Source organism: Stenotrophomonas sp. YJH_SMC_120, assembly GCF_059368675.1.
In genome coordinates, this window is sequence record NZ_JCAFRY010000019.1 from 1 (window position 1) to 13,831 (window position 13,831).

General features: G+C 67.7%; 11 protein-coding genes. 9 read left to right on the forward strand and 2 right to left on the reverse strand.

What is annotated here, in order from left to right; genetic code table 11:
- The first annotated feature begins 217 nt into the window (after positions 1–217).
- From AC5P60_RS17660 to tsaB, 5 genes are all read left to right on the forward strand, one after another.
- Positions 218–1,270, forward strand: coding sequence for a glycosyltransferase family 2 protein (locus tag AC5P60_RS17660; protein WP_088470542.1), 1,053 nt, complete (start codon positions 218–220; stop codon positions 1,268–1,270).
- 84 nt (positions 1,271–1,354) lie between these two features.
- Complete coding sequence (mrcB, locus tag AC5P60_RS17665) at positions 1,355–3,790, forward strand: penicillin-binding protein 1B (protein ID WP_049453541.1); 2,436 nt, start codon at positions 1,355–1,357, stop codon at positions 3,788–3,790.
- A complete protein-coding gene (locus tag AC5P60_RS17670) occupies positions 3,787–4,323 on the forward strand; it encodes a hypothetical protein (protein ID WP_049404693.1) in 537 nt (178 codons plus the stop codon). The genes mrcB and AC5P60_RS17670 overlap by 4 nt, the downstream gene beginning before the upstream one ends.
- A 636-nt stretch (positions 4,324–4,959) precedes the next feature.
- Positions 4,960–7,008: a DNA repair helicase YoaA gene (gene yoaA, locus AC5P60_RS17675; protein ID WP_049452989.1), complete on the forward strand. Its 2,049-nt coding sequence runs from the start codon at positions 4,960–4,962 to the stop codon at positions 7,006–7,008.
- A gap of 9 nt (positions 7,009–7,017) precedes the next feature.
- Positions 7,018–7,731, forward strand: coding sequence for a tRNA (adenosine(37)-N6)-threonylcarbamoyltransferase complex dimerization subunit type 1 TsaB (gene tsaB, locus AC5P60_RS17680; RefSeq protein ID WP_012481047.1), 714 nt, complete (start codon positions 7,018–7,020; stop codon positions 7,729–7,731).
- 585 nt (positions 7,732–8,316) lie between these two features.
- Here the strand turns inward: tsaB and AC5P60_RS17685 are convergent.
- Positions 8,317–9,201, reverse strand: a complete 885-nt coding sequence (locus AC5P60_RS17685) for an energy transducer TonB family protein (RefSeq protein ID WP_005410719.1) — start codon at positions 9,199–9,201, stop codon at positions 8,317–8,319.
- Positions 9,201–10,148 carry a glutathione synthase gene (gene gshB, locus AC5P60_RS17690; protein WP_005410718.1) on the reverse strand — a complete coding sequence of 316 codons (948 nt, stop codon included), beginning with the start codon at positions 10,146–10,148 and terminating at the stop codon, positions 9,201–9,203. Before gshB ends, AC5P60_RS17685 begins: the two co-directional genes overlap by 1 nt.
- Positions 10,149–10,388: 240 nt before the next feature.
- Here gshB and pilG point away from each other — a divergent pair, with 240 nt between their 5' ends.
- From pilG to AC5P60_RS17710, 4 genes are read left to right on the forward strand one after another with little or no spacing between them, the layout of a single operon-like run.
- A complete protein-coding gene (gene pilG, locus AC5P60_RS17695) occupies positions 10,389–10,790 on the forward strand; it encodes a twitching motility response regulator PilG (RefSeq protein ID WP_005418455.1) in 402 nt (133 codons plus the stop codon).
- An 18-nt stretch (positions 10,791–10,808) separates the two neighbouring features.
- Complete coding sequence (locus AC5P60_RS17700; RefSeq protein ID WP_111203646.1) at positions 10,809–11,171, forward strand: response regulator; 363 nt, start codon at positions 10,809–10,811, stop codon at positions 11,169–11,171.
- The gene (locus tag AC5P60_RS17705; protein WP_005410716.1) at positions 11,171–11,701 is read left to right on the forward strand and encodes a chemotaxis protein CheW; all 531 of its coding nucleotides are present in this window, start codon (positions 11,171–11,173) and stop codon (positions 11,699–11,701) included. Before AC5P60_RS17700 ends, AC5P60_RS17705 begins: the two co-directional genes overlap by 1 nt.
- 41 nt (positions 11,702–11,742) lie before the next feature.
- On the forward strand, positions 11,743–13,779 hold the full coding sequence (locus AC5P60_RS17710; protein ID WP_005410715.1) for a methyl-accepting chemotaxis protein: 2,037 nt from the start codon (positions 11,743–11,745) through the stop codon (positions 13,777–13,779).
- The last annotated feature ends 52 nt before the right edge of the window (positions 13,780–13,831 follow it).

The window sequence follows — 13,831 nt, forward strand, 5'->3', positions numbered from 1 at the left end:
GCGAATAAGAAGTGCTCGACTATGGACGGTCAAACGGGCATTTTTATAGTGGTTCATCCGGGCTCTTTGGGGTCTGGAGAGGTGTGGTAACCACCATTTTCCAAAGATGTCCCGGATGAACAACGTACAGAGAGATCACAGCTAGCCAGCCACCGTATCCATCCTCTTTGGGGGCTCTGCTACCATCCCCCGGCCCTTGTTTCCGCGAGTACGTTCGATGCCTGACGCGCCATCCCGATCGGCCCCTGCCGAGCGCATTGGCGTCGCGCTGTGCACCTACAACGGTGCGCGCTACCTGCAGGCGCAGCTGGACAGCATCCTCGACCAGGATCTTCCGGTGAACGAAGTCATGATCGGCGATGACGGTTCCAGCGACCAGACGCTGCAGCTGCTGCAGGCCTTCGTGCCGCGTGCACAGGCGCTGGGCATCCGTGTCGAGATCGTCCAGCACGCGCGCAATCTCGGCTATGTGCGCAATTTCGCCGATGCACTGATGCGTTGCCAGGCCGACATCCTGTTCCTGTGCGACCAGGATGATGTCTGGCATGCGGGGCGTGTCCGCCGCTATGTGGAGCGCTTCCAGGCCGATCAGGGCCTGTTGTTGCTGCACAGCGATGCATGGCTGGTGGACGCGCAGGGCGCGCCGCTTGGCCAGCGGCTGCTGGAGGTACTGGTGGTCCATCCGGCCGAGGTCGAGCTGGAACGCTCGGGCCTTGCGATCGACGCGATCCTGCTGCGCAACTTCATCACCGGTGCCACCTGTGCGCTGCGCCGCGGGCTGCTGGCCGGATCGCTGCCGGTCCCGCCGGGCTGGAGCCACGACGAATGGCTGGCGGTCCACGCATCGCTGCGTGGAGGATTGGACATGCTGGCCGAACCGACCATCGACTACCGGCAGCATGGCAACAACCAGATCGGTGCCAGTCGCCGCGGTTTCCTGCAACGCCTGCGCCATCTCGATCTGTTCGATTCACAGGCGCGCCAGCGCACGGCCGGGCGCCTGCTGGCCCTGGCCGATCTGCTGGGACAGCGCGGCGTGGTGGTGGCGCCGGAGCGCTTCCAGGGACTTCACGCGCTCGCCTGGCGCATGGCCTGGTCGCGCCTGCAGCTGTATCGCCGCGTGGATGTGCCGGCAGGCTGGATCGCCCATGATGCGCCGCGGTTGATCGCACGCCTGGCCAACGTCTGCCTGGCGGGGGGCGGCTGGAAAGGGGGCTGGGCAGCGCTTGCGGGTGCGTGGGCCGGGTGGCGGGCGCCGCGCGCTGCTTGAACTGCAGTGAAACCGCGGGCCATCGCCTGCCAGCCACCGCGGCGCCTGCGTTAGACTCGCCAGACCCTACCTGCCTGCATGCCCGTGCCCCGACGCTACGATTCCGACGACATCGACGATTTCGACGACGACCAGCAGGACGACAGCCCGCTGTGGCGGCGTCGCCTGATCACCTGGAGCATGGCTGCGGTCGCGTTGGGATTGGGCTTCCTGATCCCTTATACGCTGTACCTGAACCAACAGGTGACCCAGCGCTTCGGTGAACTGCGCTGGCAGATCCCGACCCGGGTATATGCGCGGCCGCTGGTGCTCACACCCGGCAAGGCGATGGACGCGGCGACCCTGAAGACCGAACTCGCCGCATCCGCCTACCGCGATGACGGGCAGGGCAAGGAGCCGGCGACCTATGCGGTGAACGGCGGGCGCTTTGTCATTTCCAGCCGTGGCTACAACGATGTGGATGGCCGCGTCGCACCGCGTCGGCTGGAACTGTCGCTGGCAGACGGTGCGGTCGCGTCGCTGCGTGATGCCGACAACCGCAAGGCGCTGAAGGCTGCGCGCCTGGACCCGGCGCGTATTGCCACCCTGTACGGGCAGAAGCAGGAAGAACGCCGCCTGATCCGCATGGACGAGGCGCCGGACCTGCTGGTGACCGGCCTGCAGGCGGTGGAGGACAAGGACTTCAACCGTCACCACGGCATCGATCTGTCCGGCATCGCGCGCGCGGTGTGGGTGACGGTCCGTTCCGGTGGCCAGAGTCGCCAGGGGGCGTCCACGCTGACCCAGCAGCTGGCCCGCAGCGGCCTGCTCGGGATCGGCAAGGAACAGACGGTCACCCGCAAATTCAACGAAGTGCTGTACGCGCTGATCATGGAGGCGCGCTACGACAAGCGCACCATCTTCGAGGCCTATCTCAACCAGGTGTACCTGGGGCAGCGCGGCAGCCAGGCCATCCACGGCATGTCTTCCGGCGCCGAGTTCTGGTTCGGCCGTGACCTGCAATCGCTGGAAACCGAGCAGATCGCGCTGCTGATCGGCCTGGTCAAGGGCCCGTCCTACTACGATCCGCGGCGCAACCCGGAACGCGCGCTGGATCGCCGTAATTTCGTGCTGGGCAAGCTGCATGAGGCGACGCTGATCGACGATGCCGAGTACCAGCGTGCGTTGAAGGCGCCGCTGGGCGTGCCCAAGACGCCGGGCCTGGTGGCGGCCAACCGCTTCCCGGCCTATGTGGACCTGGTTCGCCGCCAGCTCGGCCATGACTATCCGGAATCGGCGCTGCAGGGCGCCGGCCTGAGCGTGATGACCGGCATGTCGCCGTCTGCGCAGGCCTATGCCGAAGGCGCGGTGACCCGCACCATCAAGTCGCTGGAAAGCAAGCGCCGTCCCGAACTGCAGGCCGGCATGGTGCTGACCGACGTGCACAACGGTGACGTGTTGGCGGTGATCGGCAGCCGTGAGGTGTCCGAGGTGGGGTTCAATCGAGCGATCGAAGCACAGCGCCCGGTCGGCTCGCTGTTGAAGCCGTTCGTGTACCTGCTGGCGCTGGCGCAGCCGGACCGCTACTCGCTGGCCAGCTGGGTCGACGATTCGCCGGTGACGGTGCAGCTCGGCCGTGGCCGCAACTGGAGCCCGGGCAACGCGGACAACCGCAGCCACGGCACCGTGCGCCTGATCGACGCGCTGGCGCATTCCTACAACCAGGCCACGGTGCGCGTGGGCATGCAGGTCGGCCCCGAGCGTGTGACCCAGCTGATCCACGTGCTGGCCGGCATCAAGGCCGAAGCGAATCCGGCGGTGATCCTCGGTTCGACCGACCAGAGCCCATACGCGATGGCACAGCTGTACCAGTTCCTCGCGTCCGGTGGCGAAATCCAGCCATTGCATGCGGTGCGTGGCGTGCTCGATCCGCAGGGCAAGCTGCTCAAGCGTTACGACAAGACCCCGGCACCGGCCCAGGAAGGCGATTCGATTGCCGCCAACCTGATCAGTGTCGGCCTGCAGCAGGTGGTTGCCAGCGGCACCGCGCAGCGGCTCAACGCCGATGGCCTCAGCCGCCTGCAGCCGGCCGGCAAGACCGGTACCACCAATGATGGTCGTGACAGCTGGTATGCCGGTTACACCGGGGATCACCTGGCGGTGATCTGGATCGGCAACGACCAGAACGAGCAGGCTGGCCTGTACGGTGCTACCGGCGCGATGCGGGTCTGGTCGGGTATCTTCCAGCGTCTTCCCAGTGCGCCGCTGCGGGTCAGCAACAAGGGCCTGGACTGGCAGTCGGTGGCCGCCAGCGGCCTCAACACGACCGACGAAGGCTGCCCGGGAGCGCGCCGCTTCCCGTTCGTGGTCGGCTATGCGCCGGCCTATGCGCCCTGTGCACCGGCGGTGTCGCCGGACGGGCAGGGTGAGGCCGAAGGCGAGGGTGGTGGCTGGCGCAGCTGGTTCGGCCTGGACCGCAAGCCGGAAGTGCCTGCCGAACCTGCCGCGACGCCCGCTGCCACTCCTCCCCCGAGCCGATGATGCCGATGAACATGCGATCCCTGCTGCAGCCCCTGGCCCTGACCGGCCTCAGCCTGTCCCTGGCCGCCTGCGTGAGCAGTGCACCGCCGGTGGTCAAACCGGTCGATACCACCACGCCGGCGCAGCGCCTGGCCGCAGTTGACGCAGCCGCTGGCCCGGATGACAAGGAGCTGTCGGTGCAGCCGTTGCGTGACTCGCAGGTGGAAGATCTGCGGGTGACCGCGCAGGCGCAACGCCAAGCCAACGATCTGGCCGGTGCCGCCAGCAGCCTGGACCACGCGCTGGAAATCGTCGCCGGCGACCCGGCGGTGCTGCAGGAGCGCGCCGAGCTGGCGCTGCTGCAGGGGCAGTGGGCGCAGGCGGAGGCGTTCGCGCGCAAGGCGGTCGACCTGGGCTCGAAGACAGGGCCGCTGTGCCGCCGGCATTGGGCGACGATCGAGCAGTCTCGCCTGGCGCGGGGCGAGAAGGAGAATGCGGTGTCGGCGCATGCGCAGCTGGAAGGCTGCACGGTGCCGGGGATCAAGCGGTACTGAGTTTTCAGCCAACGGAACAGCCCCTCGTGGCTGGCTGCTTGGCCGCGTAAAGCAAAAGCCGCGCTTGGCCGGGCGGGGTGGGTCCGCGGGGGACGCCGTGAACCGTCCCTGGGGGCTTGGCCGCGGCATCCATGCCGCGGACACCCCCGCGAAGCCACCCCGCCCGGCCTCTGACAGTTCCCGTGTGCGTCCAGCCACGGAAAAGAAAAAGAAAATCAAAAGCGGGTCGCGCGCTGCGCGCACTCGACCCCTTATTGTTTCCGTTCGACCCACCGCTTCTGAATCCAGTCGAGCAAGCGCGACGCCACGAAGCACGTCCATCCGTCACCGGGAAACTGTCGAAGGCGGGGCGGGAGGGGCAGGCAGGACCGTTGGCGCCATGGGCCCGAGGCACGCCTCGGGCGGGTTGGGCAGGACGCCCAACCCCGGTCTTGCCGTGTGCGCAGGACAGCGCACACGAGCAAGGCGCCATCGAGCCCCCATGGACGGGTTTACGGCGTGTCCTGCCTGCCCCTCCCGCCCCGCCAAACACGCAGCAACCCAGAGCCATGAACCACGCTGTTGCTGTTGCCTTTGCCTGCGCTCTGGCTTGAAACGGGTGCCGGGCAGCGCCCGGCCGGGTATCCTTTCCCTCTGATGTCCGACCTTGTCCATGCCAGCCGCGAAGCCCTCAGCGACGGCGGCGCGCTCGCCTCGCACCTGGATGCCTTCGTCCCGCGTCCGGCACAGCTGCACCTGACCGAAGCCATCGCCGATGCGCTGCAGCAGCGTGACCCGCTGCTGGCCGAGGCCGGTACCGGCACTGGCAAGACCTTTGCCTACCTGGTGCCGGTGCTGCTGTCCGGGCTGCGTACCATCATTTCCACCGGAACCCGCGCGCTGCAGGACCAGCTCTACCACCGCGATCTGCCACGGGTGCGTCAGGCGCTGGGTGTCGGCCTGCGCAGTGCGCTGCTGAAGGGGCGCGCGAACTACCTGTGCCGCTATCGCCTGCAGCAGGCGCGCGGCGAGCCGCGTTTTTCCAGCCCCGAACAGGCGGCGCAGTTCCAGCGCATCCTGGCCTGGTCCGGTCGTTCGGAGTTCGGTGACATCGCCGAACTGGAAGGCCTGGCCGATGATTCGCCGCTGCTGCCGATGGTCACTTCCACTGTCGACAACTGCCTGGGTACCGACTGCCCGTTCTGGGATGACTGCTTCGTGGTGCGCGCGCGGCAGCGTGCGCAGGCGGCCGATGTGGTGGTGGTCAACCATCACCTGCTGCTGGCCGATCTGGCCCTGAAGCAGGATGGCTTCGGTGAACTGCTGCCGGGGGCGCAGGCCTTCGTCATCGACGAGGCACACCAGCTGCCCGAATTGGCCGCGCAGTTCTTCGGCGAAGGTTTCGGCATGCGCCCGTGGCAGGAACTGGGCCGCGACTGCCTGGCCGAAGCGCGTGGCGTCGGCGGCGCGCAGTCCGCGCTGCAGGAACCGGTCGACCAGTTGCAGCAGGCGCTGCTGGCCCTGCGTTCGGCGATGGAGGGACTGCCGCCGCGTGGCACGCAATGGCGCGCGTTGGCGATGCCGCAGGTGCGCGATGGATTCGATACGGTGATGGCGGGGTTGGTGACGCTGGAGCAGGCACTGCAGCCGCTGCGCGAAGCCGCGGCGGGCCTGGATGCCTGCCATGCACGGGCGCGCGAAGCGGTCTCGCGGCTCAGCCGCTGGCTGGGCGATGACGAACCTGCCCTCGATTTCGATACCGACCCGGCGGAAACCGCCACTGCCGCTGATGTGCTCTGGTACGAGCTCACGCCACGTGGTTTTCGCTGCCAGCGCACGCCGATGGATGTGTCCGGCCCGTTGCGTGAGCATCGCGAACGCAGTCGCGCGGCATGGATCTTCACCTCGGCGACGCTGACCGTGGGCGGTGGCTTCGACCACATCGCCACCCGCCTGGGCCTGGACGATCCGCACACGCTGGTCCAGCCGAGTCCGTTCAATTGGCCCGAGCAGGCATTGTGCTACCTGCCCGAAGGCCTGCCTGATCCGGCTGCGCGGGGCTTCGGTACTGCGTTGATCCAGACCCTGCGGCCGGTGTTGCAGGCCTCGCAGGGCAGGGCATTCCTGTTGTTTGCCTCGCACCGTGCATTGCGCGAGGCCGCCGAGGCACTGCGTGATGGGCCATGGCCGTTGTTCGTGCAGGGCGAGGCGCCGCGCGCGACGCTGCTGCAGCGCTTCCGCGAATCGGGCAATGGCGTGCTGCTGGGCTCGGCCAGTTTCCGCGAGGGCGTGGACGTGGTGGGCGAGGCGCTGAGCGTGGTGATGATCGACAAGCTGCCGTTCGCGGCGCCGGACGATCCGGTGTACGAGGCACGGCTGGAGGCGATCCGCAGCCAGGGTGGCAATCCGTTCCGCGATGAGCAGCTGCCGCAGGCGGTGATTGCGCTGAAACAGGGCGTCGGTCGCCTGATCCGCAGTGAGAGCGACCGTGGTGTGTTGGTATTGTGCGACCCGCGGCTGCTCAACCGTGGTTATGGCCGGGTCTTCCTCGATTCACTGCCGCCATTCCGCCGTACCCGCAGTCTGGCCGATGTGCAGGCCTTCTTTACGCCACAATGGGCGCCCGTGGCCGATCATGCGGCTGCCCCGGCCGCCGTTGCGACCGGCCCCGAGCCGGCGCCCGGTGCCACGTTCCCCCTGTTCTGACCCGATCCGATGAAACTGCTCGCCTTTGAAACCGCCACCGAAGCCTGTTCCGTTGCCCTGCATGTCGATGGGCAGGTGCTGGAACGCTTCGAGATCGCCCCGCGCCGGCATGCCGAACTGAGCCTGCCGTGGGCCGAGGCGCTGCTGGCCGAAGCAGGCATCAGCCGCCGCCAGCTGGACGGTATCGCGCTCAGCCGCGGCCCGGGTGCGTTCACCGGCGTGCGCCTGGCGATCGCCATCGCGCAAGGCATTGCGCTGGCACTGGATCGGCCGTTGCTGCCGGTCTCGACGCTGCAGGTGCTGGCGCTGCGGGCACCGGCGGACGAAACGCAGATCCTGTCGGCGATCGATGCACGGATGGGGGAGCTGTATGTCGCGCGCTTCGAACGTGTAGACGGCCTACCGGTGGCACGCGATGCCGAGCGCGTGTGCGCACCCGCTGCGGTTGCGCTGCCGGAAGGGATGTCGGCCTACGGTGTCGGCACCGGTTTCGGTGCAGCCGAGGGGGCACTGGTGACCCAGCTGGGCACCGGCCTGCGCGGCTTTGATGCGACGGCGCTGCCGCGGGCGTCGGATGTATTGGCACTGGCGGTGCCGGCGTTCGCTCGCGGCGAAGCCATTGCACCGGAGAAGGTCGAGCCGGCGTACCTGCGTGACAATGTGGCGCTGACCCTGGTCGAGCAGCAGGCCGCGCGCGAGGCGAAGGCGAAGGCCAACGGCTGAGCCCCTCGTGGCGGGATTGGTCGCGTAGATCAAAAGCCGTGGTTTGGCCGGGCGGGTGGGCTGCGCAGGGGGCGCTGCAAGTACGTCCCTGTAAGCTCGGTCGCCGCATCCATGCGGCTCACGCCCCTGCGCAGCCCACCCGCCCGGCCTCTGACAGTTTCCGTGTGCGTCCGCCACGGAAAATCAAAAAAGAGAATCAAAGTCAAAAGCGGATCGCTTCGCTCGCATCCACACGTAGCGTGGATATGTGTCGACCAAGGTCGACACCTATCAACAGCGGAGCGGGACGTGATGCGCCGCGATCTGTCAGAGGTGGGGCGGTGTGGGCTTGCAGGACCGTTGCGCCATGGGCCCGAGGCACGCCTCGGGCGGGTTGGGCAGGACGCCCAACCCCGGTCTTGCCGTGTGCGCAGGACAGCGCACACGAGCAAGGCGCCATCGAGCCCCCAGGGACGGGTTTACGGCGTGTCCTGCAAGCCCACACCGCCCCGCCAAACCCACAGCCCAACCGCCGCTGTTGCTGTTGCTTCAGTTGTTGCTGTTGCCTCCAGCGGGTCCCGGGCCGCAGGCCCGGGCAACAAAACCCTACCGGTCGTCGTGCAGGGTGCCGCCCGGCAGAAACACCCACGTACGGGTGACCTGCAGGATGTCGATTTCGTCTTCAGTCTTCGGCAATGGCGGGAACGGCTGGGCCAGCTGCACCACCCGCAGGGCGGCCTCATCCAACAATGGCGTCCCGCTCGAACGCAGGATCCGGCTGCTCTCCACGCTGCCATCGCGGCGCACGCCCACGCTGATCACTACCTGGCCGCCGAGGCGGCGCTGCCGCGCCTCATCCGGGTAATTCAGGTTGCCTACCTTCTCGGCGCGGTCGACCCAGGCGCGCAGGTAATTGGCATAGGCATACTCACGCGTGCTGGCCGACACGAACTTGCGGTTCGGGCGCTTGGCGTACTGCGCCGAGCGCAGATGTACTTCGGCAGCCAGCCGCGCCATCTCCACGTCGCGCTGTTCGCGTGCGCTCAAGGGCGCATCCGGTTCGGGCTGATCCGGCGTGGGGCGGGACTGCGCCTGCGCCACCACCTCTTCGCCATTGCGGCTGCTGACCACCCGTGCCTGTGGCGGCGGAACCGGCGCGGCCGATTGCTGCTGCTGTGGAACCGGGCTGATTCCGGACTGGGCCTGCGGCACGATGCCGGCCTGGTTGTCGCGCGGACGCTGTGCGCGGTCGTGCTCGCCACCGCCTTCCTGGTTGGCCGCGGCCAGGAAATCGGCCTGCTTCGGGGTCAGCGCGGTGCGGGTCTGGCTGAAGATGACTTCCAGTGTCGGCACCAGCGGCGCATCGCCCTTCACGGCGAAGCCCACGCCCAGGATCAGCAGGGCGTGGACCAGCACCGACAGCGCGATGGTCGCCCCCAGCCGTTGCGCTTCGCGCGGCGGCGGGGGCAGGACGGCAGGTGCGGCAGACATCAGCGCAGGCCGGCCTCGAGTGCGTCGAACAGGGTGCCAGCGATGTTCAGGCCGTACTGCGCGTCCAGTTCGCGCACGCAGGTCGGGCTGGTCACGTTGACCTCGGTCAGGTAATCGCCGATCACGTCCAGGCCGACGAAGCGCATGCCGCGGCGCTTCATCTCCGGGCCGACCTGGGCGGCGATCCAGCGGTCGCGCTCGCTCAGCGGGCGGCCTTCGCCGCGGCCGCCGGCGGCCAGGTTGCCGCGGAATTCATCGCCCTGCGGGATGCGCGCCAGGCAGTAGTCCACCGGTTCGCCATCGACCAGCAGGATGCGCTTGTCGCCGGCGGTGATGTCGGGAATGAACTTCTGGGCCAGCGCCAGCTTGCGGCCGCCGTCGGTCAGGGTTTCCAGGATCACGTTCAGATTCGGATCGCCCTGGCCGCTGCGGAAGATCGAGCGGCCGCCCATGCCGTCCAGCGGCTTCAGCACGGCCTGGCCGTGCTCCAGCGCAAAGGCCTTCAAGACCTTCGCGTCGCGGCTGACCAGGGTCGGCGGGCAGCACTGGGGGAACAGCAGCGCGGCCAGCTTCTCGTTGTAGTCGCGCAGGCCCTGCGGGTTGTTGACTACGCAGGCGCCAGCCGCTGCGGCCACGTCCAGCACCTGGGTGTCGTAGATGTATTCGGCGTCGACCGGCGGGTCCTTGCGCATCAGCACGATCTGGCCGGGGCCGAACTCGGTGCGGCTGAACGCGCCCAGCTCATACCAGCCGGCCGGGTCGTCGCGCACCTGCAGCGGCGCGGTCTGGGCCACCGCTACGCCACCCTCCAGGGCCAGGCCGCCCGGGCGCACGTAGTGCAGGGCATGGCCGCGGCGCTGGGCTTCCAGCAGCATGGCAAAGGTGGTGTCCTTGGCGATCTTGATGTGGGCGATGGGATCCATCACCACGATGACGTTCAACGGCATGGGCGCACCTGTCAGGCAAGGCGTTGATGGTAGCGGCAACGCCGCTCGCGCGCCTCCCCGCCGTCCTGCAACGCAGCGTCCGCCCGGCGGTCGCGCACGCATTGCGAAACCCGTCACGTTCAGGAGGGTGCCATGCCCCGCGCCATGGGGCGGCCTTGAAGCGGGCGCGGAAAGTGCGATATAGATACGCTTTCGTAGCGGCCCCCGCCAGAGATCGGGCCGTGCGCTTGGGGATAGGCAATGACTGAAAACACGACTGCGGGCGGGGAACTCGCAGGACTCCGGGTGATGGTCATCGATGATTCGAAGACCATCCGCAGGACTGCGGAAACGCTGCTCAAGCGCGAAGGCTGCGAGGTGGTCACCGCCACCGACGGCTTCGAAGCGCTTGCGAAGATCGCAGACCAGCAGCCGCAGATCATCTTCGTCGACATCATGATGCCGCGCCTGGACGGGTACCAGACCTGTGCGCTGATCAAGGGCAACCAGCTGTTCAAGGCGACCCCGGTCATCATGCTGTCGTCCAAGGATGGCCTGTTCGACAAGGCGCGGGGACGCATCGTCGGCTCGGAGCAGTACCTGACGAAGCCTTTCACGCGTGAAGAACTGCTGGGTGCCATCCGCACATACGTCAACGCCTGACCAGGGGGGAAAGGCACAATGGCTCGTATCGTTCTGATCGAGGATTCACCGACCGACCGCGCGGTGTTCACCCAGTGGCTGCGCCGTGCCGGCCACGAGGTGATGGAAGCGGACAATGCCGAGGATGGACTTCAGCTGGTCCGCGACCAGGTGCCGCAGCTGGTGCTGATGGACGTGGTCCTGCCCGGCATGAGCGGCTTCCAGGCCACCCGCGCGATGGCCCGTGATGCAGCGATCAAGCACATCCCGGTGATCATCGTCAGCACCAAGGCGATGGAAACCGACAAGGCATGGGGCCTGCGCCAGGGCGCGGCCGATTACATCGTCAAGCCGCCGCGCGAGGATGAACTGATCGCGCGGATCAACGAACTGGTGGCCTGATGCGCTCGCCCTTCGACATTCTCGAAGCCTACGAACGGCGCAGCCTGGCCCATGCGGTGCAGCTGCCCGAGCGGCAGTTCGCCCAGGACCTCTGGCGTGGCGTGGGTTACCGCGTCGGCCAGCGCCGGCTGGTGTCCGATTTCCGCGAAGTGGTGGAAATCGTGCCGATGCCGCCGGTGACCCCGGTGCCGTGCGCGCAGCCGTGGCTGCTGGGCGTGGGCAATCTGCGCGGCAACCTGTTCCCGGTGGTCGACCTGAAGTACTTCCTGGAAGGCACGCGTACCGTGCAGCAGGAAGGCCAGCGCGTGCTGATCATGCGCCAGGCCGGCGGCGACGTCGCCCTGACCATCGATGAACTGTTCGGCCAGCGCAGCTTTGAACTGGACCAGCAGATCGCGGCCGGCACGCTGGCCGAAGGGCGCTACGGCCACTTCGTCGATCGCGCCTTCCACGCCGACGGCCACGACTGGGGCGTGTTCTCCCTCTCGCTGCTGTCGCGTACCCCTGAATTCCGGCAAGCCGCGGCCTGAGGCCGGGCATCGCCCCCTGCATTGAAGATCGAGGTTGAACGATGAGTACTGCTTCGGACGCCACCAAGACCGGCAAGCTGCGGCTGGGCGGCAGCAACCTCTGGCTGTTCCTGCTGCTGGCATCGATGATCCTGTTCGGCGTCAACACCGGCGTCGCCACCTGGCAGGGCAGTCGCCTGGCCGATGCCGGTTCCAAGGCGGCCGACCTGCAGGTGCTGTCGCAGCAGCTGGCCAACCAGGGCCGTGACGCGGTGGGCGGCAACGCGCAGGCGTTCACCGCCTTCAAGGCGACCCGCAACGCGATCGAACAGAACGTGTCGACACTGCAGGGGCGCTACGGCAAGGAGCCGGGCGTGTCCGGTGCCATCGCCACCCTGGGCGAGACCTGGGCGCCGCTGGGCAAGCAGGCCGGGCAGCTGGTCGCCAGTGAACCGGCGGTGCTGGCGCTGGCTGGCAACGCCAACAACTTCACCGGTGCGGTGCCGGGCCTGCAGGCCCAGCTGAACGAGCTGGTGCGTGCGATGTCGGCCTCCGGCGCGCCGTCGTCGCAGGTGTACAGCGCACTGCAGCAGGTCGTGGTGGCTGGCTCGATGGCCCGTCGCGTGACCGAAATGCGCGCCGGTGGCAGCGCCGCAGCGACGTCCGGCGATGCACTGGCACGCGACATCACCGTGTTCTCGCAGGTGCTCGACGGCCTGCGCAACGGCAACGAGGAACTGGGCATCACCGCCGTGCGCGGTGCCGCCGCCGTCGCCGCACTGGAGCAGTCGCAGCAGAAGTGGGAAGCGATGAAGCAGGACGCTGACGCGATCCTGGCCAGCTCGCGCCAGCTGTTCGCGGCGCAGTCCGCCGCCACCGCGCTGGGCCAGGGTTCGGCCCACATGCTGGATGACAGCCGCAAGCTGTTCGATGCGTTCTCTTCGTTCGGCTCGGTGTCTGACACCCGCCTGTTCCCGAACTTCTGGATCGGTGTGGTATCCGGTGCGCTGTCGCTGATCGCGATCATCGGCTTCGTTTCCACCAACGTGCGCAGCCGCTCGCGCGAGCAGGAACTGCGCTACCAGACCCAGGTGGAATTCAACAGCCGCAACCAGCAGGCGATCATGCGGCTGCTGGACGAAATCTCCTCGCTGGGTGAGGGCGACCTGACGGTGAAGGCCTCGGTGACCGAGGACATGACCGGCGCCATCGCCGACGCGATCAACTACGCCGTCGACGAGCTGCGCCACCTGGTGACCACCATCAACGACACCTCGGCCAAGGTCGCGCTGTCCACCCAGGAAACCCAGGCTACCGCCATGCAGCTGGCAGAGGCGGCGGGCCACCAGGCCAACCAGATCACCTCGGCGTCGGACCGCATCGGCGAAATCGCGGCGAGCATCGAACAGGTGTCGCGCAACTCGGCCGAGTCGGCCGACGTGGCACAACGTTCGGTGGTGATCGCCGCCGAAGGTGCCGGCGTGGTGCGCGAGACCATCCAAGGCATGGACCAGATCCGTGACCAGATCCAGGAAACCTCCAAGCGCATCAAGCGCCTGGGTGAGTCGTCGCAGGAAATCGGCTCGATCGTGGAACTGATCAACGACATTTCCGAACAGACCAACATCCTGGCGTTGAACGCAGCGGTCCAGGCGGCCTCGGCAGGTGAAGCGGGCCGCGGTTTCGCGGTCGTGGCCGACGAAGTGCAGCGCCTGGCAGAACGTACCTCCGGCGCGACCCGACGCATCGAGAACCTGGTGCAGGCCATTCAGGCCGATACCAACGAAGCGGTCACCTCGATGGAACAGACCACCGCCGAAGTGGTGTCCGGTGCACGCCTGGCCGAGGATGCCGGCACCGCGCTGACCGAGATCGAGCGGGTGTCCAATGCACTGAACACCCTCATCAAGAACATCTCCATCGCCGCCCAGCAGCAGTCGGCTGCGGCCTCGGACATCACCCGCACCATGGGCGTGATCCGGCAGATCACCGGCCAGACCTCGCAGGGTGCCGGGCAGACCGCCGAATCGATCGGCCACCTCGCGCAGCTGGCGGCCGACCTGCGTCGTTCGGTCGCCGACTTCAAGCTGCCGGCGTGACGCGGGCAGGGCGGCGAGCAAGGAACCAGTCGATGAAGCATTTCCATTCCCC